Genomic DNA, 23,563 nt, shown 5'->3' on the forward strand with positions numbered 1-23,563 from the left:
ATTACTTGATCAGGCTGAGAAATTCGCTGCGGGTGGCGGCGTTTTCACGGAATTCGCCGAGCATCACCGAGGTGATCATCGTTGAATTCTGTTTCTCCACACCGCGCATCATCATGCACATGTGCTTGGCCTCGATCACCACCGCAACGCCCAGGGCGCCGGTAACTTGCTGGACCGCATCGGCGATCTGGCGGCTGAGGTTTTCCTGGATCTGCAGGCGGCGGGCGTACATATCGACGATCCGCGCGACTTTCGACAGCCCCAGAACCTTGCCGCTCGGGATGTAGGCAACGTGGGCCTTGCCGATGAACGGCAGCATGTGGTGCTCGCACAACGAGTAGAGCTCGATGTCCTTGACCAGCACCATCTCGCTGTTGTCGGAGCTGAACAAGGCACCGTTGGTGACCTCTTCCAGTGTCTGTTCATAACCGCGGCAGAGGTATTGCATGGCTTTGGCGGCACGTTTTGGCGTGTCGAGCAGGCCCTCGCGGGAGGCGTCCTCGCCCAATTGGCCGAGGATCTCGGTGTAATTCTGTTCCAGTGTCACAGGGGCTGATTCCATAAGGGTTTCAGAGGGGTACTGTTTCAGTCTGTACCAATTTTGTACCAATCCAGCTGTTTTCGAGCTTCCCGAGTTCACCCCAGTCGGTGCTGGAGTTTATCCATCGGGCGTAGGTCGATAGCAGCATCTGAACGCTATGACCGAGCTGAGTGGCAATAAATGCAGGGTTCATCCCCGCCATGAGGCACATGGTAGCGTATGTGTGTCGGCAGTTGTATTGCCGACGGGCGCGAAGCTTCAAATCGGTCAGCGCCGCCTGGAAGTGTTTGTCGGTCACACTGGCCTGCTGGATGAACTCGAAGTTCTTGGTGGGTGGGAATACAAACGGCGACTTCGCCTGCTTGCGACGGCTCTGCTGCGTGCGTTGCTGGGCGACGCGCTCGGCTTCCTCTATCGCATGTAAAGCGCGACTGTTGAGCATGACTTGGCGCTCGGTTCGGGTTTTGGTGCGCTCCTCGATCTTGTAGTCCGCGACGATCCGGCACACATTGACCAGGCGCTTGATGGCGTCGATCAACTAGCTGAAGAACGTTCGGCCCTGGGCCTCTAAGGAAAAAAACATATGACTCAAGCGACTCAAGAAAAGCCACTGCCCAAATGGCTGCAACTTACCGAAGACGGCTTTCGCATCACCCTCCGATACCCGACTGAACTCTCCGGCGTGCTGGTCGACACCATGACCCTGCGTGCCCCCTGCGTGCGCGACATTCGGGCCGCGCAGGCCACCTGTAACGGCGATGAGGAGAAACGCGAAATGTCGCTGTTTGCCTCACTGACCCAGACCCCGGAGGCGGACCTGATGGCGCTCAAGCTGGTCGACTACATGCGCCTGCAGGCCGGCTATTTTCGTCTGGTCCAGGACGACGACGTTTGATGCGACCACGTTGAAGGCGCTGGCCAAACGGGTGGCCAAAGAGACCGGGTTCTCGGCGGCCGAGATCGTGGCCATGCCCTTCAACGAGCTGGTGTGGTGGCTCACGGATTGAGCCACCTTCGATTTCTCCGACGCAGAGGGCACACGCATGGCGAACAAAATGGCGCTCGGCTTTGTCATTGGCGGCGCCGTCGATTCGACGGTGGGCAAAGCGTTCAAGGACGTCGAAAGCAAGATCAAACACCTGGACACGGTGGGCAGCAAAGCCCGGGTGTTGCAGAACACCATCGGCGACACGATCCGCCTGCGCGAGGAGTGGCGCAAGGCGCACATGGCCGGCGCCGAAGGCGCGGACAAGCTGCTGAGCAAGCTCGAATCCAACCTCGATCTGTTGAAGAAACAGGGCATCGAGGTCGGTCGACTCAACAAGGCTTACGCCGCGATGGGGCGGGTGGCGGCCGGGGCCGAATTGAAGGCGCTGGGGCACCGTCAGCTGGAGGAAGGGCGGTCCGGTCTCAAGAGCAGTATCGGTCAGGCCGGAGCGCTGACGGCGGGGGTGGCCATTCCGACCAAGGTCAGCGCGGACTTCAGCGCGATTATCCGCGACATCTCGATCAAGGCCGGCATTGCCAACACCACGCAAGAGCAGGACATGTCCCGCACGATCATCACCACGTCGCAGGACACGGGCATGGCCCGCAACCAGGTGGCCGAGGTGGTCAACGCCCTGGTCGGTGCCGGCATGGACCTGAGCAAGGCGCTGGAGTACGCCCCGAAGGCGGCCAAGTTCGTCGTCGGCCAGGGGGCGGACGGCACCGAAACCGCGAAGATGATCAACGCCTTGGGGCAGAACGCCAAGATCACCGATCCGGCGATGATGCAGAAGGCGCTGGAGGCGATCGCCTTTCAGGGGCAGGCGGGCAGTTTCGAATCCGCGGACATGGCCCGCTGGTTCCCTGAGCTGCTGGCCAATATGGGCAACCTGAAGATCTACGGCATGGATGCGGTGACCCAGCTGGGGTCAATGCTGCAGGTGCAGATGAAGACGGCCGGCGGCGCCGATGAGGCGGCCAACAACCTGAAGAACTGGATGGGCAAGATCGGTTCAGGCGACACGGTAGAGGCGTACAAGAAGGCCGGCATCGACTACCAGGCGTCGATGACCACCGGCCTGCAGAACGGCATGTCGACGCTGGAGTCGAGCTTTGCCCTGGCGCAGAAGTACATCGCCGCCACCGACCCGAAGAAGGCCCAGTTGATGGCCGAGGCCACCGCCAAGATCAGTAAGGAGACCGATCCGGAAAAGGCCAAGGGCATGATCATCGCGCTCGAGGAGGCCCTGCGCACCGGTGACCTGTTTGCCGACATGCAGGTTAAGGCGGCCTTGACCGCGTACATGCAGAACAAGGATCTGTACAACCAACTGAAAAAAGACTCGGCGGACGCCACCGGCATTCTCGACAAGAACCTGGCTGAGCGCCGGCAGACGTCCTCGCAAAAATGGGCCGAAATGGCCCAGAGCATGGATGACGGCATGCGCAGCATCGGCGACGCAATACGGCCGGTCACCGATGCGGTGGCCGATGGCATCACCAGCGTCGCCCGACGTCTCACAGCGCTCTCCGACGAAACTCCACGGCTGGTGACCGGCATTGGTACGGTGGTGGCCGGACTGGTGGCTCTGAAGACGGCCGTCAGCGCGTTCAAGATGGGCAAGGGGCTGATGAACATCGGGCGCGGCACCCTGCTGGGCAACCCGAACATTCCGCAGAAGGTGATCGTCACCAACCTGCCCGCCGGTGGCGGCGGACTGGATGGCGGCCTGGACGGCGGGGGCAAGTCGGAGCGTTCGGGCAAGCCCGGCGCACGCGGCGGGCGCGGGGCCAAAGTCCTCGGAGGCATGAAAGGCCCAGCCGTACTTGCGGTGGCCGATGCCGGCTTCAAGACATGGGACACCTACCAAAACGCGGAGACTCAGGACGAAAAGGCCGAGGGCTACGGACAAGCCGCCGGTGGACTGGCCGGCACGTTGGCCGGGGCCGCCGCCGGTGCCGCCATCGGCACGGCGGTCCCGATCATTGGCAACATCGTCGGCGGACTGATCGGCGGTTATCTCGGTTACATGGGCGGTGATGCCCTCGGCGGTTCCTTGGGCAAATCGATGTTCGGCACCGACGATTCGCAGAAAACCTTGCCGGCTGCCGGGCCGCTGATGATGACCAACGCCGGCCAGAACCTGCCGCCGGTGATGGGCAACATTGCCCGCTCGTTTGCGCCGGCGGTCGTCAGTGGCCCACGCAATCCTGGTGCGCCGGTGTCGCCAAAGCCCTCGGCCGGGCAAAGCCTGTTGCCGGAGCGGAGCGCCGATGGTGCTGCACTGGGCGATGTGACGCGATCCTTGACCTTTCCGGCGGCGCCTAATGTGCCGGCGTTGCTGGCACCGGTTCCGGTCGCGACCAAGAGTGAACCGCCGAAGATCGAGCAGCGGGTCGAGATCCAGGCGCCGCTGAGCATCACCGTGCAGGGCGACGTGAAAGATCCGGCGCAATTGGCGCGCGAGCTGCGGCCATTCATTGAACAGCAAATGCGTGATGCCACGCAGCAGCTGCAGAACCGCAAACTGTACGACGAGCCGCATGTCTAACGAGGAGGGCCTATGGCCTACATGGAACAGCTGCAGGCAGGGCTGAAAAATCTGGCGGCAGCGGGGGAGACCGGGCGCCGCAGCCTGGACGGCATGATGGGGCCGGTCAACGGCGCGATCAGTGAAATCAGCGGCGCGGCCTCGGAGCTGGAAGGCTTGCCAATCGTGGACCCGGCGGTCAGTCAGAAACTGCAACGGGTGATGCGCGGCGTGAATGCCGCTCAGGCCAAAGTGGGGCAAGTGTTGGCCACGTACAACAAGGCCACGCGGGCCGTGTCGCAGATCGATGAACGCATGGGGCAGCTGAAAGAGCAGGCCGCCCGGGCGTCCACCGCGATCAACAAGATCGCGGGCAAGGTCAGCCCCTCGCTGGCCAACATCGTGCCCACCGGTTCATTGGCCGGCGATGCCACGCCATTGCCGGAGGCGGTTACGCCGTTTCCGCACCTGCTGATCATCCAGCCGCAGGATCCGAAGGCACAGCCTTACTACTTCAACCTGGACACCGCCGCCTTCGACGAACTGCGGCGTTCGACGGAGTTTCGCTGGGCATCCCAGGAACGCTTGAGCCGGCGACCGGCACAGCAAGCGGTGGGCATGGGCGAAGAGAAGATCACCCTCAAGGGCGCGATCTTTCCCGGGTTCAAGGGCGGGCTCAAACAACTGGACACCTTGCGCAGCCTTGGTGCGCAGTTGAAACCCCTGACCCTGACCACCGGTTATGGCGACGTGCTGGGCACCTGGTGCTTGAAGAACGTTGAAGAAGAACAGAGCGCGCTGCTGCAGGGCGGGATCCCGCGCAAGCAGGCGTTCACCTTGGAGTTTGCGCGCTATGGCGACGACCTGCAGAACGTCTGATGGGGATCTGCTCGATACCCTGTGCTACCACGCCTACGGCCACCTCGGCGGCACCGTCGAGGCGGTGCTGGATGCCAATCAGGGGCTGGCCAATGAGCCGCAGCCGTACCGGGCCGGTATCGTGATCGTGTTGCCGGATCTGCCGGCGCCCACCGAGGAGGTGGTGATGTTGTGGGGCTGATGTTCACGTCCACGCATCGTCCTGATGACATTGATTCTTTACGGGCCGGGCCGCGAGCCTTGTATCGACATAGAACGTGGCATGTTTTCCAGGGTATCTGTGCCGCCATAAAAGTAGTTGCGAGCGTTTTCAGATTGTGCTTTAAAAGATGGCCGCGAGCCGAAGGGTTCGTGGTGTGCTCCTGGACGGTGCGCAGGTCGAGTGAGGCGCAATGTCTCCAGGTCTTTTTGCAAAAACTAAAAGGATTTTCGATATGACGTCTCTTCAAGACATAAAACCTGAGCAGGTCGATGCCCTTAACCAGCAATCACAGGCTGCCTTTGATGCACAAATCAAACGCCTGCGAGAGCTTTCCAATGCGAAGCCGGCGCTAGAAGAGGTTCTCCATCAGAACGTGGACCCGCGATCATTGTGTGGATGCGGGGACCCGCAGACCATTTGCGGCTACTTCAACTGCGAAGGTAGCGGCGACGGTGGTTACTCTCATACCGAAACCATCCAGATTAGTGCGTCACCCGCCAAGATCGGCCCAAATGCTCCTCAGCAAGGAACCGCAGTGCGCTTCATCGGCCAGGCGACAGGTACGGGGACCGATATCAATCTTTCCGGTATCTACCTGCAAGGCAAAGTGCCTAATGCTGGGAACCTCATCGGCATCTCGTTGTTGCTGCAATTGTCGATTAGTCCAGGTTCGCTCACCCTGCAGCTTTATGACGGACAGCGCCTGCTGGCCGTACTGGTCCATCCATCGCCATATGGCGGGAGCATTGGCGGTGAGTTCTCCGGCAGTGGGACCGGCTATTTCCAGCTGGCGTGATGTAGTCGACCAGGAATAATCAGCCCGACGCCGGGTAAGAAAGCCCTAGCCTCAAACGCTAGGGTTTTTTTTGAGATTTTTCCCGGTAATCCGAGAAAAATCTTATTTTGCCCGCCCTGTGCGGGCTTTCTTTTGGACAGAACAATGACCCCCGCCTTTCGCGTCGTCGCCGACGGCGCTGACATTACGGCGCTGATCAATGATCGGCTGCTGCAACTTAAAACCACTGACAAGACCGGCATGGAGTCCGACGAGTTCGAGCTGCGCATCGATGACCGTGACGGCGCCGTGGCCCTGCCACCGCGCGGGGCCGGTATCGAGGTCTATCTGGGCTACGCCGGAACGTCGTTGACCCGCATTGGGCGCTACGTGGTCGATGATGTGGATTTCTCCGGGCCGCCAGACACCCTGGTGATTACCGGCAAGGCCAGCGACATGCGTGGCAGCGGCAAGACCACGCGCAGCGGCAGCTGGGAAGACGTGCCCCTGTCGCGGATCGTCGCCGATGTTGCCGCGCGTAACGGCTGGCAACTGGTGTGCCCGGTACAGACCAAGGTTCCCCGGGCTGATCAGCTCAACGAGTCTGATTTCAACTTCATCACCCGCTTAGCCAAGCAGTACGACTGCACGGCCAAGGTCGCCGACGGCAAATTGCTGGTGATGCCTCGGCAGGCCGGGCAGAGCGCCTCGGGTCAGGCCTTTGGCGTGGTCGTGCTTCATCGTCGTGACGTCAGCCGCTTTCGGTTTCGCCTGGGTGATCGCAACAGCCACAAGGCAGTGTCGACCAAGCATCAGGACAAGAAAAACGGAAAGCTCGCCGTCGTCACTCTGGACAACGACGACTCGCCCGACGGCCTGCCGCCGGTGCATACCGACCGTCACATCTACCCGAACAAGTCAGCGGCCGAACAAGCCGCCAAGGCTCGACTAGCGGCCTTCAACCGGTCCACGGCCGAGGTTCGTCTGGAAATGCCCGGGCGCACCGATCTGTTTGCCGAGCGAACGATCAACGCCCAAGGCTTCAAGGTCGGCTTCGATGGCGAGTACCTGGTGGACTCAGTGGAGCAGGTGTACACCCAGTCCGGCTGGAGCACGACTGTCGAGTGCAACGGCGGCAAACAGGGCAAGGCGAAAGCCAAAGGCAAAAATAAAAAGTCGGCGAAGGATCTGAAGGTCGTTCAGCTCAAGCAGTAGCACCGCATTCCCCCAACCCCATGGAGACCCGCTATGTCACTGACAGAGCCACAACTACAACGCATCATGCCCAACGCCCGCCGCCAAGCGGGCGTTTTTGTATCCGCTCTAAACACCGCCATGGCGCATCGGCAGATCAACACGCCGAAGCGCCAGGCGGCTTTCCTGGCCCAAATCGGGCACGAGTCTGGCCAACTGCAGTACGTCCGCGAACTCGGCGGCGACCAATACCTGAGCAAGTACGACACCGGCAATCTGGCCGCCAAGCTGGGCAACACCCCGGATCCAGACGGCGATGGCCAGCGCTATCGCGGCCGTGGCCTGATCCAGGTGACCGGCCGCAGCAACTACCTGCGCTGCAGTCTGGCGCTGTTCGGCGATGAACGCTTGCTGCGCACCCCGGAGTTGCTCGAGCTGCCGCAATGGGCTGCCGAGTCGGCCGCATGGTTCTGGTGGGTGCGCGAGCTGAACGCGCTGGCGGATCGGGATGAACTCGAAGCGATCACCCGCAAGATCAACGGCGGCCTGAATGGCTTGGCAGATCGGCTGCAATTGTGGGAGCGGGCGAGGGCAGTGCTATGCGTGTCATCGACCTGATCCCCGCGCCGTATCGGCTGCTCGCCAACGGCATACTGCTGATCGCATTGGCCGGTGGATCTGCCGCGTTAGCGTGGCAGGTGCAGGATTGGCGCTACGGTCGGCAGCTGGAGCAACAAGCCCGTCTGCAGGCGGAAAGCCTCAACCAACTGACGCTGGCCGCTGCCGCGCAGCAACAGGCCGAGCAGGACAAACGTCTGGCCCTGGAGCAGCGCCTCTCCGCCAGCGAACAAACCCATTACCGAGCCCTGAGCGATGCCCAACGTGATCAAGGTCGCCTGCGCGACCGCCTTGCCACTGCTGATCTGCGCCTGTCAGTCCTACTCGATGCCACCGCTACCGCCGGCACCGACTCAGTGTCAGCCACCACCGCCACCGGCAGCGTGGTTCATGGCTCCACAAGAGCCCAACTTGACCCGGCGCATGCTCAACGAATTATCGGCATCACCGATGCCGGTGATCGAGGATTGATCGCCTTGGCGGCCTGTCAGGCCTACGCCAAAGAAGTCTCAATGCCGAAGTGAAAAAGAGCGGCCGATCCGGATGCGTCAACATCCGGATCGACCGCCGTCCCTGCAGATGGTCCCTGCAAGTCCAGCCAAGGCTCTTGCTCCGTGCACAAAGCGCGGCGAGCCTAGCACCTGTTTATCCATACAGTAAAGGTCTTGCTTTCAATGTCTACACCCATCATCCCTTGGATGGGCGGCAAACGCCGCCTGGCCGATCGCCTCATTCCGCTTTTTCCGCCTCACGAATGCTACGTCGAAGTCTTTGCCGGCGGAGCCGCGCTCTACTTCATGCGGCCCCAGGCCGCGCCGGTTGAAGTCCTCAACGACATCAACGGCGACCTGGTCACGCTGTACCGCGTCGTGCAGAACCACCTCGAAGAATTCGTGCGCCAATTCAAATGGGCGCTCAGTTCCCGCCAGGTGTTCGAGTGGCAGAAGATGACCCGCCCCGAAACCCTCACTGACATCCAGCGCGCGGCCCGATTTTTTTACCTGCAGCACCATGCCTTCGCCGGTAAGGTCACCGGGCAGACTTTCGGTACCGCGACTACCGGTCCGGCCATCAACCTGCTGCGGATCGAGGAGAATCTTTCGGCCGCCTGGCAGCGCCTGTCCGGTACCTACGTCGAAAACCTGCCTTGGTTGGAGTGCGCCGAACGCTATGACCGTGCCCATACTTTCCACTACATGGATCCACCGTACTGGCAGACCGCCGGTTATGGGGTGGACTTTCCGTTCGAGAACTATGAGCGAATGGCCGACTTCATGCGCCGCTGCAAAGGCAAGGTGATGGTCAGCATCAACGACCATCCCGATATCCGCCGGGTATTCGAGGGCTTTCACTTCGAGACGCTGGATATCCGCTACTGCAACACCAACCAGCGACAGGGGAAGGCCGAGCTGAGCGGTGAGTTGGTGATCATGAACTGGGAGCCAGCGGCATTAGGCGGGCTGTTCTAATCCATTCATTTTGTTCTGCTACAGTGAACGCGCGGCAAGGAAAACCTCAGGAACTCTCAAAATCGCACAAGGAAAAATGGACATGACTTCTGCAACTGTCGCTTCAATCGATTTTCTGGCTGTTTTGAAAAAGCAGCGCGCACTGGCCCACCAAAGCATCGCGAATCCGTCCGGAGGTACCGTCGGTTTTTCGGCGGGTGAGCAATTGGGATCGCTTCCAATCTCTAACAGTGATGCGCTTGATGATGCTCTGCAGCAAATAAAGGCTGTGGCCAATATAGGCGCCACCGCCACCGCTGACCAAGCTCAAAATGAGATTACGACCATTACAAATACGTACATGAATAGTGCGAAAGATGCCAATGCCAGCGCGGCCTTCCGGGAGCAAATGGAGCAAAGCAAGGCACATGCGATAAATAATGCAAATAGCGCGATTGATAAGGCTTATGATAAAGCAGAAGACCTTGGCCGTAACATGAATCCCTCAGAGCAAAATGCGCTTGTTGATTTTCTGACAAATGTTGTTGAAAAGGGGATTTCTAGCGTTATTAATGAAATCACTGATTTCATAGTTAATGCAATCAAAACATTGCCAAGTTGGATTGTTCACGCATTTGATGCGATCAAGCAAACTTTTGCGAAAATTGCAGCATTTATCAAAAGTATATTCTGATTGGCGGCGGGCCACCCTATCGACAGATAGGGTGGTCAAATCAATCATCAGTTACTGGAGTTGTTGTTTGGTTTGTAGCTGGTTAAAAACAGTATGCTTTCACCGCACATGATAAGCCAAAACTAACCAGCCCAAGGCAAAGGTTGAGATCAGCGGCGAGCGGATGATCATGGCGCGTTGGATGAGCTTAGGTATCAACGCTGCTACTAGTTTAGAGAATCAGCAGGCACTCAGATCAGCGGATCGCTGGGATTGATCAGGCCGCTTTGCTGATTGCGGATATTACCGATAGCGCGGTCGACCTTGAACCACTCGAAAACCTCCGGCCGTTCCCACCGTAATAGAATTATTTGCTCGGCGCGCTTTTCCGATGTGGCCGGATTCAGCCATTCCCGCGCCAGTTCGGGATTGAGCGTCACCGGCTGCCAGTCGTGTATATCCACCATGCCGCCCCGACTGTCGGCGCTGATGAATACAAAGCCGTCATGCGCGTCCGGTTCATGCTCGGCGGTGGGATACTGGCCTATCACGGCACAAAGGATTGGGGCGCGATCCTTGCGGCGGATCAAGTAGGGCTGCTTCTTTGGGCCGCCTTCATCAATCCATTCAAACCAGTTGTCGATAGCAATGATCGCCCGGTGCGGCCAGATCGCTCTGAAGAATGGATCGTGGGCAACTCTGTCTACTCGGGCCTTGATCGGTGCGGCACGGTCCACTGCCCAACGCGGCCGCCAGCCCCAACGCACCATGTCGGCTCGCAGAAACTGACCTTCCTGGTGAAAGAGGGCGAGCTGAGCGGACGGCGCGACGTTGTAGAGCTCTAAAGGCAGGTCTCCTGCATAGTTGATCAATGCGTTTGGAATGTTGAGCACCGCGACAAAGTCATAAATGCCTCGGTACTGGGAAAGACGTCCGCACATGGTTGGAAGCCTCCGGTTGTTCTTTCAGCGTAGACCAGACTACGGCTGCTTAATGACGAAGCCTTGTCCGGAGCAGGCGGCGCAATCGTCTTTTTGGTCAAAGCGATCGAGGCAAGCGGGGCATGTTCTGAACCTGGCCAGATCTATCTTTGCATCATCGAATCGTGGAAATTGCGTGTTCAGCAATTCGAGATGCTCCAGTGCGTCATGGTATTGCGCTTCGACTTTCCCGCGCGCTGTAGATATTGTTGAAATTTTTCGCTATCCAAATCGGGAGGTCGAGGAGTTCAGAGGCGCACCGACTGAGCGCGGTTCCCTCGAACAGCTTTGGTTCTGCTCCATAACCAAGCAGCGGCACGCTATAATTTCACAGTCGTGTATTGGTGGGGATACGTGCTGGATTCCTCTCGTCAAGGCTCCTATGAATGGGGGGGCGTTGCGGAATCTAAGGCCAATTACGGCGCTGAAATCCTTTCTGTCCTAGGTTTTTGCCCACCCCCCACTGCGGAATTGCGCCCCTCCTAAAACTGATCGGGCGTCTAGTATGAACGTACGCCAACCACTGACGGATGGTCGCTGTCACGTCAAAACAGAGTTAATGAGGGGTAGGTGATGCGCTTATCAGACTTCATTCTCGCTAACCTTGAGCCTATCCTGCAGGAATGGGAGGACTTTGCTCGCTCAATGAATATCCCAGGAACGGCGTTGGATGTCGAAGCCCTGCGAGACTCCGCTCAACGCATACTGTGTGTCATCGTGCAGGATTTGCGTACTGAGCAATCGCCACAGCAACAACGGGATAAATCCCAAGGCCGTGGCCCTGCACAGGCGGGTACGAGTCCGGCGCAAAACCATGCCCTCAGACGATTCGACGTTGGCTTTACGCTGGACCAGATGGTTTCAGAATATAGGGCGCTTCGGGCGAGCGTACTCCGGCTGTGGTTGCTGTATCCAGTGGTGGACTACAAGTTGCACAGCACTGACATGATCCGTTTCAACGAAGCGGTGGATCAAGCCCTTACGGAGTCCATCGCGTCTTTTTCGTCGTCGCTGGAGAACATGCGTAATACGCTTCTCGGCGTGTTGGGGCACGATCTACGTACCCCAATGTGCGCGATCTTAATGGGGGCGGAAATGCTGATGCGGCCCCAGGATCTAAATGAGCGCCAGGAAAGGATCTGTACTCAGATCCATGCCAGTGTCAATCATGCAAATCAAATAGTGGAAAACTTACTGGATCTCACCCGCTGCAATCTGGGGGCGGGAATTAAGGTTGTCAAGGAACCCACTGATCTCAACCCGCTGTGCACACTCGTAGTGAAAGAACTGCGTGCATCCCATCCAACGGCCAGAATTGATTTTGAATCAAGTGCAGCCGTCATCGGGCTGTTTGATCCCGTGCGCATGGGCCAGGTTTTTTCCAATTTGATCGGTAACGCGCTGCAGCACGGTGACAATCAACAACCGATCAAGGTGGTGTTGTTCGCACTCGAAAGCGAAGTTGTCTTCAGCGTTCACAATCACGGTGAGCCGATCCCTGAAGACAAAATTCATCTTATCTTCAATCCATTGGAGAGTTATTCCGGTCATAGCGAACGAGATCACGGTCCAGCCGCCGGCTTGGGCCTCGGTCTATTCATCGCGGCTGAAATTGTTGCTTCACATTCAGGAAAAATCGAAGTCGAATCGTCACTTCAGTGTGGCACCACGTTTAGGGTGACTTTGCCTATAGACGCCGGTGTTGCCGCCGACTGACAGCTGACCCGGGTGGCTAATCGCAGATTGATCCATGGCGGAATATGGCTCCGAATCTGGTTGTCTTCGCCGCCAGCTACAAAGGCTCAAAAACAGTTCAAACTGACAGATGTCTGAGCGTCCGTAAGCGTCCAGCGAAGTCACCTTTCCGATCCCAGCGATAAGGGCGATGTTCTCCACCTAAAAATACGTGGACACCATCACCCTTATTGTCAGGATTACCATGCGCCAAAGAACTTCTTATCCTAAACCCTTTAAAGCCCAAGTCGTCCAGGAATGCCTGCAACCCGGTGTATCGATGGCCAGCGTAGCGTTGCGCCACGGCATAAACGCCAACCTAGTTCGAAAGTGGATACCTGCTTATCGTGATCATCAGCCGCCGGCGTTGCCCGCTTTCGTCCCGATGAAACTAGAGCCCAGAACTCAGGCCGATCAGCAAACAGCTGTCAGGATTGAGGTGCCTTTCGGACAGCAAAAACTCACCGTAAAGTGGCCATCCTCAGATCCTGAAGGATGCGCTCGTTTTATCCGTGAGCTTGCCCAGTGATCCGCATCGACGCATCTGGCTTGCCACCGAGCCGATGGATATGCGCGCCGGTACCGAGACCGCGCTGGCTAGGGTGATCGCAGTGTTCGGTGCGGCGAAGCCGCACTGTGCTTATCTATTCGCCAATCGCCGCGCAAACCGGATGAAAGTTCTGGTGCATGACGGCGTAGGTATCTGGCTTGCAGCGCGGCGATTGAACCAAGGTAAGTTTCACTGGCCCGGCATCCGTCACGGATCGGAAGTCGAACTCGATAACGAGCAACTTCAAGCCTTGGTGTTGGGTTTGCCATGGCAGCGGGTCGGCGCGGGCGGCTCGATCACAGTGCTTTAGCACCGGCTATTAGCCTATCGGTTTATCGCCGCTGACGGCCTGCTCTGGCACAATCAGCGGCATGACTTCCTCGCCCAATCTCGACCAAATGACACCGGAACAGCTACGCGCCTTGGCCGAACAAGCCTTGCAGTTGTTGTCCCAGGTCGACTCGATGGGCCAGAAAATCCACCGCCTTGAAACGGTTAACGAGCAACTCGCTCATGAGATCGCCATCCTCAAGCGGCACAAGTTTGCCAAGCGCAGCGAGCAGCTAAGTCCTGACCAAGGCAGCTTGCTCGACGACCTACTCGACACTGATATTGCGGCTATCGAAGCTGAGCTGAAGGCGGTCAATCCGCCAACGGCACCCGCCGAGCCACGTCAGAAGCCCAAGCGTGCGCCACTGCCGCCGCAATTCCCACGCACTGTCATCCATCACGAGCCAGAAAACACTCAATGCGCTTGCGGCTGCCAACTTCAGCGCATAGGCGAAGACGTCAGCGAGAAGCTCGATTACACGCCCGGTGTATTCACGGTTGAGCAACATGTGCGTGGAAAATGGGCCTGTCGCCAGTGTGAAACACTGATCCAGGCGCCGGTACCGGCTCAAGTAATTGACAAGGGCATCCCGACCGCAGGCCTGCTGGCTCATGTGATGGTGGCGAAGTTCGCTGACCACTTGCCGCTGTACCGGCAGGAGAAAATCTTTGGTCGAGCTGGGCTGATGATCGCCCGCTCAACGCTGGCACAATGGGTTGGACAAACCGGCGTGCAGCTTCAGCCTTTGGTCGATGCGCTGCGTGAAGCGGTGCTGGCCGAAGGCGTAATTCACGCCGATGAGACCCCGGTTCAAATGCTCGCGCCGGGGGAGAAGAAAACCCACCGAGCGTATGTCTGGGCCTATAGCACCACGCCGTTTTCGACACTGAAGGCTGTGGTTTACGACTTCAGTCCGAGCCGAGCGGGCGAGCATGCACGCAACTTCCTTGGGCAGTGGAGTGGCAAGCTGGTTTGCGATGATTTCGGAGGTTACAAAGCAAGCTTCCAGCAAGGCATCACTGAAATCGGCTGCATGGCTCACGCCCGCAGGAAGTTTTTCGATCTGCACGTGGCGAATAAAAGCCAGCTGGCCGAACAGGCGCTGCTCTCGATTGGCGGCTTGTACGAAGTTGAACGGCAAGCACGAGACATGAGCGATGAGGATCGCTGGCGGATACGGCAGAAAAAGGCAGCGCCGATCATCAAAACGCTGCATGACTGGATGTTGGCCCAGCGAGATCTTGTGCCCAACGGATCAGCAACGGCCAAGGCCCTCGATTACAGCCTTAAACGCTGGGTAGCGTTGACGCGCTACCTAGATGATGGGGCCGTGCCCATAGACAACAATCAGGTGGAGAACCAGATCCGGCCGTGGGCACTTGGACGCTCGAACTGGTTGTTCGCTGGGTCACTGCGCAGCGGCAAGCGGGCAGCTGCGATCATGAGCTTGATCCAGTCGGCGCGGATGAATGGGCATGATCCGTATGCGTATCTCAAAGATGTGCTGACGCGGCTGCCGACGCAGCGGGCCAGTGAGATCGACCAACTGCTGCCGCATCAGTGGGTGCCGGCCTAACTTTCGCAAGGTGAGTTGGACTGAGGCTTACGATTAGGTTGCAGAGTTGAGGGGCGCGAGGAATGGAAACCACCCAGGAAAACTGATTCTTCCTAGGTAACTGGAGCTACTACGTGCAAGCTAAAAGGTAATGGTAGGCAAAGCCGCGAAGGTTGGAGTACCAGTACTAGACCAGCCACCCTTTTGGGTGCCCGACGCGACCCCGCCCATTATGCATGAAGCGCGATAACGCGGTCGAAAGGCCCTGACGTGAACGACTGAGGCCTCCCAATTGACAGCCTTAGATTAGCTTGCATTAGCGCTCTGTCTATGGCTAATTTGATTCAAAAAGTATCACGAGTGCCTAGTCGGAAGGTATATGGTTCTGGCCGAGTAAGAGCAAATCGGGCGCTAGCTGCGGAATGCCAGATATGACACTGCTCCCAATGTGCAGTCGGCAAATTAGGCGCTGATGCAAAAGTCTTTGAAAGGGGATCCTCAGATTACCCATGAATGCACTTCGAACCGTGTTTATTCGCTCTTTCCCTCTGCCTGATGACGCTTGAGTGGGCGCCGTAATACACCCCAAGTAAGGCCCACCAATGCTGCCGCAGCGGAAGCGCAAAGCACGCTCAACTTTGCAGCAGCCAGCAGGGCATTATCGTTAAATGCCAGCGATGCAATGAAGATCGACATGGTAAAGCCAATACCGGCGAGCAGGCCGACGAGGACGATGCCAGGCCAGGTAACTCCCGTGGGAAGCTCACACAATTTCAATTTGACGAGCAAGTAGGAGGCCAAAATCACCCCTACCGGCTTGCCGACAACCAATGCCAACACCACCGCTATGAATACATGCTGGGAAAGTGCATTGTCGAGATCGGCGCCCGCGAAGCTCACACCAGCGTTGGCCAGCGCGAACAGCGGCATGATGCAAAACGCCACCCATGGATGAAGTGTCATTTGAATACGCTGCACCGGGGAAAGCATCTCCCTTTGAGCTTGAAGGAGCTCTTTCAGTGGCTTGGCGACTGACTGATCGGGATCCTTGGAAGAGAACCTATCCAGCAAGTCGTGGAAATTTCTCTGGATCTTGTCCAGCGGTCGTTCTGCCATAGGCATTGAGCGCACTGGGCTCATCAGCCCAAGAAGCACACCCGCCAGTGTCGGATGCACGCCCGTCTTCAGCAATCCGTACCAGATGATCGCACCCGGCAATATATAAAGAGCCATCCTGCTAAGTCCCATTCGCTGGAACATCAGAAGCATGAGAATACCGACTGAAGCGATTGCGATTCCCGTGTAGTCCAGAGTCGTGGTGTAGAACACCGCGATGATCAGAATGGCCACGATGTCATCAATGATCGCCAAGGCCAGCAACAATACCCTCACACCTCCGGGGATCGACTTGCCCAGCAAGGCAAGCACTCCGACAGCGAATGCGATATCTGTTGCCGTCGGCACGGCCCACCCACTACTGGCTGCTGTCCCATGGTTGATCGCAATGTAGATCAACGCTGGAACCACCACGCCACCGACTGCGGCCCCCATTGGGAGGAAAGCCATTTTGAAGCTGGCTAAGGCGCCATCATGGATTTCCTGACGTATCTCAGCACCGACGACCAAAAAGAAGATGGTCATAAGGCCGTCATTGACTAGGAAATGAAGGGATCGCGATACGCTGGCATCACCATAACCAACCGTGATCTGCGTATGCCAAAGGTGTTCGTAGCTTTCCGCGAAAGAACTGTTCGCCCACGCCAAAGCTGCAACAGCCGCAATCAGCAGCGCGATCCCGCTGACCGCTTCAATGTGCGAAAACCGTTCAAAAGCTGCAAGTGCTTTTTCTGTGAGTACTTGAGGGCGAGGGATAGAAGTAGGCGAGGGCTTATTTCCAGTCACTGGTATTCTCCGCTGGCGGCCCGACCAACGCGTGAGATTAACCTGCCCTGCGCTTCATGCAGCAGTGCACCCGACCCGATGGTATGAATGTACAGGCCTCGGCGCAAATTTTTTGCGCTAATGCCAAGATTCTTCAGCTCACCTAATGTTTGACAGCGCGGATCTGCCCATTGCTATGGATGAAGTGCTCCCCGGCAGAGGCGATTCGGTTTTCCTTCAGAAATGCCAACCTTGCAAAGCTTTGATGGAAGATATGCGGTGGCGGCCTTTGATCAAATGATCGCATCGCTCCCACGACCTACTCACACCTCTTAGCGAGAAGGAGCCCTCCATAGCAATTGGAAGCGGGTAAAGATGTGTTCGTCATCCGCTTACGAGCGTCCGCCTACGGAGATAAGCCAAAGCGTGTTGCCGCCCAAAAAACGACTTCATCATAGGGCAGCGTTTTCACGCGGAGAAGGTTTAGGGCAAATTTTAGGGCACAATCAGGGCCGCTACAGACCTCAATAACGCCATATGCAGCCCGAAAAAACGCCAGTTTTATTGGCTTGGAGCGGTTCGAAGGATTGTGAGAAGGGGTTCGAATCTCTATCCATATCAGCTCATGGAATGGTTTTAGCGCATTGCGGCTAGATTCTTTCGGGGTGAAAGTCATCTTGCGTATACGTTCCGCTCTTTAGCCGTGTTCTGCGTTCTTCCTCGTAGCGAAGGCCATCTCGAAGGATATACAGCAATGACGCTGCATCAGCGTCTGCACCACTGAGGTCGAACATAGTGGTCGAGTCGTGATAGTGATCCGCTACCACATTGAGTACATCCGCTACTGCTGACAGTGCTTCTTTGACGGCAACCCGTGAAGCGGGTGCAAGAGGCACAATGTGTTGCCCAAGAGCCAGATCCAGATCCCGGTGTGCGAGCTTCCGATGTCGCCAGTCGCGCGCGAAAGCCGTCGCAGTAACCGCCTTGCTGGTCGATGCTTCCACGTCAGTCTCAACTGGTGACCCGATGACGGCCTCCTGTAGCCGTCGAAGGCTGAGATTACTCTTGCCTACTGACCGCGGCGGATCTGTCAGGCGAGCAAGATGAAGAAGCAAATTTTCCCAAAGGCTGTCTTGGACCGTTCGAAACAATGCCGGCGCCGCTTTATTCAGAAGATCAACCCGCTCTGGACTTGTTCCGAACAGTTCCACGAACTGTCCCCATTTCTGGTGGATCAAGACAACTTCCTGCCAAAGGGCACTGTAGATCGCGCCGATCTCCTGCCCCATGGCCGCAATGTTTCCGTCACGGGGTTGCTCTGCTATACGTTCACTCGTTGACATTGTTGTGCTTCCTAACGAGAGCCAAGCCTTGTTTGATATGGCCGGCGTTTTCATCCAAGGTCCACAGTGCTCCACGGACATTTCCGTCCACTTCCAGCGCCCCTTGCCCTTCAACCAGAAGGGTTAACTCCATAATGGCCGCCTGCAGAGCCTCTTGGTTTTCGTACAGTCTTTCCAGTACATCCGACAGTGAGTATTCGCTTGGCATGGTTTCGACTCCTTTCGAGAGAAAGTACAAGCATAGTACCGGCAGTGCCCTTGTCAGGCAGTTATTATGGCTTGCTTAGAAATTGCTACAAAGCGAAGAGCTTGCGTCGGGTTAGCCAGTCTGGCTGGGGCGTTGGAGGAGTGCTATGCCCAATCCATCATGGGGGCTGCTTTCGACCCTTCAGCCTTTCAGCAAAGACAGACGTCGATCCCTGGCCTGCAAGACGTTTCGAAAAACGTCGCAGTAGCTCAAGGCCTCATCTATGCATTGCCATCAATGTGACATTGCACGCCAACGATGCAGTAGGCACAATTGAGTCTTCAAGGCATTTCGGCCAATCATGCTGAGCAACTTAAGCGCCCCAGTAGCTGCAGAAATAGGACTCCATATGATCACCAATTTGCAACTAGAAGAGTTTCTTCATCGTAATCGTATCAGTCGAGACACGTGGGAGGCATCTGCTATTGATTGGGAAGCGCTGATAGCAATAGGTAAAGATTATGAACGCCATGGTGCTCAGTTGCGGGAATATGCCGGAATGCTTGCTAGGGTAATGCAACAGTATGATGGCGTTCACTCTGTTCGCTGGCGTATTAAAGACTCCGAACATATGCTGGAAAAAATTGTTAGAAAACGCGCAGCAAAGTCAGCCAAATATCTTGCGATAGATGCGCAGAATTATTATTCAATCATCACTGATCTTATCGGCATCAGAGCCTTGCATCTTTTCAAAAACGAAGCCCTAACTATTGATGCGTCCATACGTGAAAATCAACAGCTAATTGATACAGAGCAGCCGCTGGTATATACCAGAAAAGGCGACACTATATCCGAAGATGTCTTCCCCACGGATCGGTTCGAGCATCGCGAACACCCTGCTGGCTATCGATCAGTGCACTACATTATTAAAGCACAACCTCAAAAGCGTCAGGTTTTTGCCGAGGTCCAAGTTCGAACAATATTTGAAGAGGGATGGAGTGAAATTGACCATCGGGTACGTTATCCGAATTTCAACGCCGACGAGATGGTTAATGTATTTCTGGCCATATTTAACCGATTGGCTGGACAGGCTGATGAAATGGGTAGTTTTGTGCAAGCGTTGGCTCAGGCTTCCACCACTACTCAGGCTGAATTAGCAGCTGCTCATGATGAAAAAAGAAAATCCTTAGAGGCTATGGAGGCGCTAATTTCCGAGTTGGAGCAGAAGACGGAGCAGCACGCTCAGTCACAAAGCGCAGTTCTTAAGCTTAAAGAAGAAATTTCTCGTATGAGATCGGCAGCGGAAGCTTCGGAGATGAGTACTGGCGTATTCTCCGGGAAATGGATGGAGAATATTCAACGCAATAGCAATTTTTCTAAAGTTTTGGTCAATACAGATTTCGCTGCACAGGCAAGACTAGCATTAGGAAACACGCTAGAGCCTTCTAAATACCTACAAGACCTCGAGACGATTACCAAGAGTCTTAATATCGCAAATATCGCAAATATCGCAAATATCGCAAATATCGCAAATGTAACCTCTAACCCTGCGATTACAGGGCGTGTGTTGCGTGTATCTAAAACTCCAACTAAGAAAAAAGCTGAAAGTGAGAAAGCTGGAAGTGAGAAAGCTGGAAGTGAGAAAGAGGAATAAAAACGAAAAGGTAAACGGATAGGGAAGGAGTTATTCTCTATTGGCCGTAGCAGCGTCGTTACGATCGAATGACCGCTTCTGGCCGATTAAAAAAAAGTAGGTTATGGTTTCCATGGTAAAAAAGTACACGCTTGAGATTGAAATCTTTACTTTTTGAGTAGAGGATTCCGGGCTCAGATTTCGCGTAGCTGCGTGCAAAAAGGCTTTTTTCAGCAGTCAGTATACGGCAGTCTGGAAGGACCGACTTTTTCAACAGAATCGGCCGATAGCCGCCTTTCAGCTAGCGTTCAGAGCATCAGCTCTAGTTGTAAAAAAGCCCCGCAGGGGACAACCGGCGCGAGGTTTTTTTTGTGTTGCGTGAGAGGAGAATCCTGTACCAATTTTTGTACCAATGACTGCGTTTTGGCAGGAAATTCTGAGTTGCTCTGGGCGTTAAGTCATTGATTTCATTGCCTCTGATAACTTAGTAAACACCTCTGAACATGTCGGTGTAATTCTGTTCCAGGGACATGAAACTACCTGTGGGATTTTACGCAAAGGGCAAGGGTACGGTGACGGACACGGCGCTGCAAGCATGAAGCGACAGCATCACTCGTCGCGACCTTCCATCATGGTGCGTTTGAGCATTACATAAACCGCTCCGGCGCCACCGTGTTTCGGTTGGCACGAGGTGAAGCCGAGCACTTGTGAATGCTGGCGCAGCCACGTGTTGACGTGGCTCTTGATCATCGGCCGCTTGCCGTCCAGGCGCACCGCTTTGCCGTGGGTGACACGTACGCAGCGGATTTCGAATTTGGTCGCTTCGGCCAGAAAGGCCCATAGGGTCTCACGGGCCTTTTCCACGTTCATGCCATGCAGGTCGAGGCTGCCTTCGAACGGAATCTGTCCGATCTTGAGCTTGCGCATCTGGCTTTCCTGGACGCCGTCGCGGGCCCACATCAGCTCATCTTCGGGGCCGACATCAATGACGAACTGATCAGACAGCCCGTCAACGGTGGTGGCATCGGTGCGCACAGTGGCGGCCTGGCGCAGCTTGGCGATTTGCGCGCGGTCGGCCTTGGGTTTGCCGGTTTCGGCGCGATCGTGCTTGATCGGCTTGACGCCTTGGATCGCGCTTTTGAACAGGGAAAAATCGTCGTCTTGCATATCAGCCTCCGCGAAGGGCGGCCAGTTTACCCAAGTCGAAGCGAATGGGGCGCGACAAAACGTCCGGCGTTGGGCTTAGTCGTGTTTTTTCATCAGGTGCGGTGCCATGTTCAACTCTCGCGACTGGCGCGAGCGGCGACGGCAGCGGCGCCACAGCCACACGCCGATGTATAGCACGAACAGGCCCACGGCCAGAATGATCGCCGAGCCTAGCGGGCTGGCATTCAACTCGCCAAGCGCCGGGGGCCGGCCCAGTAAACTGGCTGCGCCGGCCATCGCCAGCAACACACCGCACGTCGCCAGCAAGGCAGCGAACGCTGCGCCGAAGCGAAAACGCCAGTTGCTTTGGCCTTTGGGCCGCAAGCGGCGTGCATCAAAACCATCGGATAACTTCATTCCGACCTTCCTCAATGGGTATCGGCCCTTCGACCGGGAGTTGACCGGGATGTTCCTGAGGCTAGGGCATTTACAGCAAATGACAGGCTTTTGCGGATGAGCGGCGGCATGGACCGCTCATCGACGGTCGATCAGATCAGTTCGCGGGTCAGGGCGAGGGTGGCGAAGTTGTCCGCCATGATCGCCATCTCGGTGTGCTGAACGTGCTCGGCGCTCAGGACGCCACCCTTGTACGGCAGGTCGCGAGTCGCGCAGGCGTCTTCAACCAATGTGCAACGAAAGCCCAGGTTCTTCGCGGCGCGCACGGTAGTGCTGACGCTGGAATGGCTCATGAAGCCGCAGACGATAAGGTCCAGCGAGCCGAGATTCTGCAGGCGCTCCAGCAGTTCGGTGCCATGAAACGCACTCGGCAGCAATTTGCCGATGATGGTTTCATCGCCCTGTGGCTCCAGGCCCGGAATGAATTCACCACGCTCGCCTTGCGGGTCGAACAGCCCACCGACGGTGCCGAGATGGCGCACGTGCACGATCGGCCGACCGGCTGCACGGGCAGCGGCGACCAGTTGCTTGATGTTCGCGACGGCAGCATCCATGCCGCTCAGTGCCAAGGGGCCGCTGAGGTATTCTTTCTGGGCATCGATGATGACAAGGGTCGCATGACCCAGATTGGCCGCTGCATAACCACGGCCGCTGAGTTGAAACATCGTTTTTGGAACGGACATTCTGGGGCTCCTTCGGGTGGGGCTTTTGCGACATTGTCCTCTGGCTGAGCGCTTCTGTGAATCGCTACCATCGTAGGCACCGCCGTTGTTGGGTCGCAGCCTTGTCAAGATACTCGTTCTGTTCAATAGCCTGCTGAAAAAATAGAAGAGTCCTACATCTGGTCCGGTGTTTTTCCTGCGTCGTCGTGGCGTCTTTTGGCTGTTAGAATCGTCAGTCGTTTTTTCTGGAGTTTGCCCCGTGATCACTTCCCGACTTCGTACCCTGCGTGACCATATCCGTTGGGCCGTCAGCCGCTTCCATGGGGAGGATCTGTTTTTCGGCCATGGGACCGACAACGCCTGGGACGAAGCCCGTCAACTGGTGTTGGGTGCGCTGCACTTGCCGTGGGAAATCGCCGATAGCTACCTCGACTGCAATCTGGAAGAGGACGAACTGGTCAATCTGCAACGCTTGCTCAAGCGGCGCATCGAAGAGCGCATTCCGACCGCTTACCTGTTGGGCGAAGCCTGGTTCTGCGGTATGTCGTTCATTGTCGACGAACGCGTACTGATCCCGCGTTCGCCAATTGGCGAACTGATCGAAAAGCGCTTCGAGCCGTGGCTGGGCGCCGAACCTGCGCGCATTCTCGACCTGTGCACCGGTTCCGGTTGCATCGGCATCGCCTGTGCCTACGAGTTCCAGAACGCCGAAGTGGTACTGGCCGATCTGTCGTTCGAAGCACTCGAAGTGGCGAACCAGAACATCGAGCGTCACGGTGTCGATGAGCGCGTGTTCACTGTTCAGGGCGATGGTTTCGATGGCTTGCCGGGTCAACGTTTCGACCTGATCGTGTCGAACCCGCCCTACGTCGATGCGGAAGATTTCGCCGACATGCCGGACGAATATCAGCACGAACCGGAGCTGGGCCTGGCCTGTGGCGACGACGGTTTGAACCTGGTGCGCCGCATGCTCGCCGAAGCGGCGGATCATCTTAACGAGAAAGGTTTGCTGATTGTCGAGGTGGGTAACAGCCAGGTTCACGTCGAGGCGCTGTACCCGGAAGTCGACTTCGCCTGGCTGGAATTTGAGCGCGGTGGGCATGGGGTGTTCATGCTGACGGTGGAGCAGTGCCGCGATCACCAGGCGTTGTTCGCGTCCCGCGTCTGACTCTAGAAAGCCTTCGCGGGCAAGCCACGCTCCCACAGGCTTTGTGTGTGCCAGATGATTTGGGCATGACACAAAACCTGTGGGAGCGT

General features: G+C 56.8%; 25 protein-coding genes. 16 read left to right on the plus strand and 9 right to left on the minus strand.

Features of this window, described 5'->3' with window-relative positions; genetic code table 11:
* Position 1: 1 nt before the first annotated feature.
* Together folE and ABH909_RS12555 are read right to left on the minus strand one after the other, a co-directional pair.
* Complete coding sequence (gene folE, locus ABH909_RS12550; protein ID WP_123496264.1) at positions 2 to 547, minus strand: GTP cyclohydrolase I FolE; 546 nt, start codon at positions 545 to 547, stop codon at positions 2 to 4.
* A 22-nt stretch (positions 548 to 569) separates the two neighbouring features.
* Positions 570 to 1,079: a tyrosine-type recombinase/integrase gene (locus tag ABH909_RS12555; protein WP_429433476.1), complete on the minus strand. Its 510-nt coding sequence runs from the start codon at positions 1,077 to 1,079 to the stop codon at positions 570 to 572.
* Between the two features lie 45 nt (positions 1,080 to 1,124).
* Between ABH909_RS12555 and ABH909_RS12560 the strand changes: the two genes are divergently transcribed.
* From ABH909_RS12560 to ABH909_RS12605, 10 genes are all read left to right on the plus strand, one after another.
* Positions 1,125 to 1,436, plus strand: a complete 312-nt coding sequence (locus ABH909_RS12560) for a phage tail assembly protein (protein WP_429433478.1) — start codon at positions 1,125 to 1,127, stop codon at positions 1,434 to 1,436.
* A 148-nt stretch (positions 1,437 to 1,584) separates the two neighbouring features.
* Positions 1,585 to 4,080 (plus strand): phage tail tape measure protein, encoded by a 2,496-nt coding sequence (locus ABH909_RS12565; protein ID WP_429433480.1) that lies wholly within the window; start codon positions 1,585 to 1,587, stop codon positions 4,078 to 4,080.
* Between the two features lie 12 nt (positions 4,081 to 4,092).
* Positions 4,093 to 4,938, plus strand: a complete 846-nt coding sequence (locus ABH909_RS12570; protein WP_429433482.1) for a phage tail protein — start codon at positions 4,093 to 4,095, stop codon at positions 4,936 to 4,938.
* Entirely contained in the window at positions 4,913 to 5,119 is a 207-nt protein-coding gene (locus ABH909_RS12575; RefSeq protein WP_429433484.1) for a tail protein X, read from the plus strand. The genes ABH909_RS12570 and ABH909_RS12575 overlap by 26 nt, the downstream gene beginning before the upstream one ends.
* 253 nt (positions 5,120 to 5,372) lie before the next feature.
* Complete coding sequence (locus tag ABH909_RS12580; RefSeq protein WP_429433486.1) at positions 5,373 to 5,936, plus strand: hypothetical protein; 564 nt, start codon at positions 5,373 to 5,375, stop codon at positions 5,934 to 5,936.
* Positions 5,937 to 6,080: 144 nt separating this feature from the next.
* Positions 6,081 to 7,130, plus strand: coding sequence for a phage late control D family protein (locus tag ABH909_RS12585; protein ID WP_429433488.1), 1,050 nt, complete (start codon positions 6,081 to 6,083; stop codon positions 7,128 to 7,130).
* A gap of 33 nt (positions 7,131 to 7,163) precedes the next feature.
* On the plus strand, positions 7,164 to 7,727 hold the full coding sequence (locus tag ABH909_RS12590) for a glycoside hydrolase family 19 protein (protein WP_429433490.1): 564 nt from the start codon (positions 7,164 to 7,166) through the stop codon (positions 7,725 to 7,727).
* Positions 7,709 to 8,251 (plus strand): lysis protein, encoded by a 543-nt coding sequence (locus tag ABH909_RS12595; RefSeq protein WP_429433492.1) that lies wholly within the window; start codon positions 7,709 to 7,711, stop codon positions 8,249 to 8,251. Before ABH909_RS12590 ends, ABH909_RS12595 begins: the two co-directional genes overlap by 19 nt.
* Before the next feature lie 150 nt (positions 8,252 to 8,401).
* Entirely contained in the window at positions 8,402 to 9,196 is a 795-nt protein-coding gene (locus ABH909_RS12600; RefSeq protein ID WP_429433494.1) for a DNA adenine methylase, read from the plus strand.
* 82 nt (positions 9,197 to 9,278) lie between these two features.
* Positions 9,279 to 9,869, plus strand: coding sequence for a hypothetical protein (locus tag ABH909_RS12605; RefSeq protein WP_429433496.1), 591 nt, complete (start codon positions 9,279 to 9,281; stop codon positions 9,867 to 9,869).
* A 230-nt stretch (positions 9,870 to 10,099) separates the two neighbouring features.
* Here ABH909_RS12605 and ABH909_RS12610 read toward each other — a convergent pair whose 3' ends face one another.
* Positions 10,100 to 10,789 (minus strand): SOS response-associated peptidase family protein, encoded by a 690-nt coding sequence (locus ABH909_RS12610; RefSeq protein WP_429433498.1) that lies wholly within the window; start codon positions 10,787 to 10,789, stop codon positions 10,100 to 10,102.
* 612 nt (positions 10,790 to 11,401) lie between these two features.
* Between ABH909_RS12610 and ABH909_RS12615 the strand changes: the two genes are divergently transcribed.
* From ABH909_RS12615 to tnpC, 4 genes are all read left to right on the plus strand, one after another.
* Positions 11,402 to 12,544, plus strand: coding sequence for a sensor histidine kinase (locus tag ABH909_RS12615; protein WP_429433500.1), 1,143 nt, complete (start codon positions 11,402 to 11,404; stop codon positions 12,542 to 12,544).
* Between the two features lie 223 nt (positions 12,545 to 12,767).
* Positions 12,768 to 13,091 carry an IS66-like element accessory protein TnpA gene (gene tnpA, locus ABH909_RS12620; protein ID WP_339503604.1) on the plus strand — a complete coding sequence of 108 codons (324 nt, stop codon included), beginning with the start codon at positions 12,768 to 12,770 and terminating at the stop codon, positions 13,089 to 13,091.
* Positions 13,075 to 13,422 carry an IS66 family insertion sequence element accessory protein TnpB gene (gene tnpB / locus ABH909_RS12625; RefSeq protein WP_429433502.1) on the plus strand — a complete coding sequence of 116 codons (348 nt, stop codon included), beginning with the start codon at positions 13,075 to 13,077 and terminating at the stop codon, positions 13,420 to 13,422. Before tnpA ends, tnpB begins: the two co-directional genes overlap by 17 nt.
* A gap of 61 nt (positions 13,423 to 13,483) precedes the next feature.
* Complete coding sequence (gene tnpC / locus ABH909_RS12630; RefSeq protein ID WP_429433504.1) at positions 13,484 to 15,019, plus strand: IS66 family transposase; 1,536 nt, start codon at positions 13,484 to 13,486, stop codon at positions 15,017 to 15,019.
* A 510-nt stretch (positions 15,020 to 15,529) separates the two neighbouring features.
* On the opposite strand, the gene nhaA is transcribed toward tnpC, so the two are convergent.
* The 3 genes from nhaA to ABH909_RS12645 form a co-directional block, all read right to left on the minus strand.
* The gene (gene nhaA / locus ABH909_RS12635; protein ID WP_429433506.1) at positions 15,530 to 16,900 is read right to left on the minus strand and encodes a Na+/H+ antiporter NhaA; all 1,371 of its coding nucleotides are present in this window, start codon (positions 16,898 to 16,900) and stop codon (positions 15,530 to 15,532) included.
* A 629-nt stretch (positions 16,901 to 17,529) separates the two neighbouring features.
* On the minus strand, positions 17,530 to 18,222 hold the full coding sequence (locus tag ABH909_RS12640) for a hypothetical protein (protein ID WP_429433508.1): 693 nt from the start codon (positions 18,220 to 18,222) through the stop codon (positions 17,530 to 17,532).
* Positions 18,209 to 18,430, minus strand: a complete 222-nt coding sequence (locus ABH909_RS12645; RefSeq protein WP_429433510.1) for a hypothetical protein — start codon at positions 18,428 to 18,430, stop codon at positions 18,209 to 18,211. The genes ABH909_RS12640 and ABH909_RS12645 overlap by 14 nt, the downstream gene beginning before the upstream one ends.
* 388 nt (positions 18,431 to 18,818) lie before the next feature.
* On the opposite strand from ABH909_RS12645, the gene ABH909_RS12650 reads away from it, so the two are divergent.
* The gene (locus ABH909_RS12650; protein WP_429433512.1) at positions 18,819 to 20,063 is read left to right on the plus strand and encodes a RelA/SpoT domain-containing protein; all 1,245 of its coding nucleotides are present in this window, start codon (positions 18,819 to 18,821) and stop codon (positions 20,061 to 20,063) included.
* 588 nt (positions 20,064 to 20,651) lie between these two features.
* On the opposite strand, the gene ABH909_RS12655 is transcribed toward ABH909_RS12650, so the two are convergent.
* The 3 genes from ABH909_RS12655 to ABH909_RS12665 form a co-directional block, all read right to left on the minus strand.
* The gene (locus tag ABH909_RS12655) at positions 20,652 to 21,209 is read right to left on the minus strand and encodes a Smr/MutS family protein (RefSeq protein WP_007898817.1); all 558 of its coding nucleotides are present in this window, start codon (positions 21,207 to 21,209) and stop codon (positions 20,652 to 20,654) included.
* Positions 21,210 to 21,284: 75 nt separating this feature from the next.
* On the minus strand, positions 21,285 to 21,605 hold the full coding sequence (locus tag ABH909_RS12660) for a hypothetical protein (RefSeq protein ID WP_253551766.1): 321 nt from the start codon (positions 21,603 to 21,605) through the stop codon (positions 21,285 to 21,287).
* A 131-nt stretch (positions 21,606 to 21,736) separates the two neighbouring features.
* Complete coding sequence (locus tag ABH909_RS12665; RefSeq protein ID WP_007898815.1) at positions 21,737 to 22,327, minus strand: cysteine hydrolase family protein; 591 nt, start codon at positions 22,325 to 22,327, stop codon at positions 21,737 to 21,739.
* 238 nt (positions 22,328 to 22,565) lie between these two features.
* Here ABH909_RS12665 and prmB point away from each other — a divergent pair, with 238 nt between their 5' ends.
* Positions 22,566 to 23,474, plus strand: coding sequence for a 50S ribosomal protein L3 N(5)-glutamine methyltransferase (gene prmB, locus ABH909_RS12670; protein WP_429433514.1), 909 nt, complete (start codon positions 22,566 to 22,568; stop codon positions 23,472 to 23,474).
* The last annotated feature ends 89 nt before the right edge of the window (positions 23,475 to 23,563 follow it).

Source organism: Pseudomonas sp. BS3782 TE3695 (assembly GCF_050435305.1).
In the GTDB taxonomy this organism is placed as follows: domain Bacteria; phylum Pseudomonadota; class Gammaproteobacteria; order Pseudomonadales; family Pseudomonadaceae; genus Aquipseudomonas.

What these genes read in the sequence shown, in the direction of transcription:
- ABH909_RS12560 (WP_429433478.1), top strand. Translation starts at nt 1,125, where the DNA reads ATGACTCAAGCGACTCAAGAAAAGCCACTGCCCAAATGGCTGCAACTT.
- ABH909_RS12565 (WP_429433480.1), top strand. Translation starts at nt 1,585, where the DNA reads ATGGCGAACAAAATGGCGCTCGGCTTTGTCATTGGCGGCGCCGTCGAT.
- ABH909_RS12570 (WP_429433482.1), top strand. Translation starts at nt 4,093, where the DNA reads ATGGCCTACATGGAACAGCTGCAGGCAGGGCTGAAAAATCTGGCGGCA.
- ABH909_RS12575 (WP_429433484.1), top strand. Translation starts at nt 4,913, where the DNA reads ATGGCGACGACCTGCAGAACGTCTGATGGGGATCTGCTCGATACCCTG.
- ABH909_RS12580 (WP_429433486.1), top strand. Translation starts at nt 5,373, where the DNA reads ATGACGTCTCTTCAAGACATAAAACCTGAGCAGGTCGATGCCCTTAAC.
- ABH909_RS12585 (WP_429433488.1), top strand. Translation starts at nt 6,081, where the DNA reads ATGACCCCCGCCTTTCGCGTCGTCGCCGACGGCGCTGACATTACGGCG.
- ABH909_RS12590 (WP_429433490.1), top strand. Translation starts at nt 7,164, where the DNA reads ATGTCACTGACAGAGCCACAACTACAACGCATCATGCCCAACGCCCGC.
- ABH909_RS12595 (WP_429433492.1), top strand. Translation starts at nt 7,709, where the DNA reads ATGCGTGTCATCGACCTGATCCCCGCGCCGTATCGGCTGCTCGCCAAC.
- ABH909_RS12600 (WP_429433494.1), top strand. Translation starts at nt 8,402, where the DNA reads ATGTCTACACCCATCATCCCTTGGATGGGCGGCAAACGCCGCCTGGCC.
- ABH909_RS12605 (WP_429433496.1), top strand. Translation starts at nt 9,279, where the DNA reads ATGACTTCTGCAACTGTCGCTTCAATCGATTTTCTGGCTGTTTTGAAA.
- ABH909_RS12610 (WP_429433498.1), bottom strand. Translation starts at nt 10,789, where the DNA reads ATGTGCGGACGTCTTTCCCAGTACCGAGGCATTTATGACTTTGTCGCG.
- ABH909_RS12615 (WP_429433500.1), top strand. Translation starts at nt 11,402, where the DNA reads ATGCGCTTATCAGACTTCATTCTCGCTAACCTTGAGCCTATCCTGCAG.
- tnpA (WP_339503604.1), top strand. Translation starts at nt 12,768, where the DNA reads ATGCGCCAAAGAACTTCTTATCCTAAACCCTTTAAAGCCCAAGTCGTC.
- tnpC (WP_429433504.1), top strand. Translation starts at nt 13,484, where the DNA reads ATGACTTCCTCGCCCAATCTCGACCAAATGACACCGGAACAGCTACGC.
- ABH909_RS12640 (WP_429433508.1), bottom strand. Translation starts at nt 18,222, where the DNA reads ATGTCAACGAGTGAACGTATAGCAGAGCAACCCCGTGACGGAAACATT.
- ABH909_RS12645 (WP_429433510.1), bottom strand. Translation starts at nt 18,430, where the DNA reads ATGCCAAGCGAATACTCACTGTCGGATGTACTGGAAAGACTGTACGAA.
- ABH909_RS12650 (WP_429433512.1), top strand. Translation starts at nt 18,819, where the DNA reads ATGATCACCAATTTGCAACTAGAAGAGTTTCTTCATCGTAATCGTATC.
- ABH909_RS12655 (WP_007898817.1), bottom strand. Translation starts at nt 21,209, where the DNA reads ATGCAAGACGACGATTTTTCCCTGTTCAAAAGCGCGATCCAAGGCGTC.
- ABH909_RS12660 (WP_253551766.1), bottom strand. Translation starts at nt 21,605, where the DNA reads ATGAAGTTATCCGATGGTTTTGATGCACGCCGCTTGCGGCCCAAAGGC.
- ABH909_RS12665 (WP_007898815.1), bottom strand. Translation starts at nt 22,327, where the DNA reads ATGTCCGTTCCAAAAACGATGTTTCAACTCAGCGGCCGTGGTTATGCA.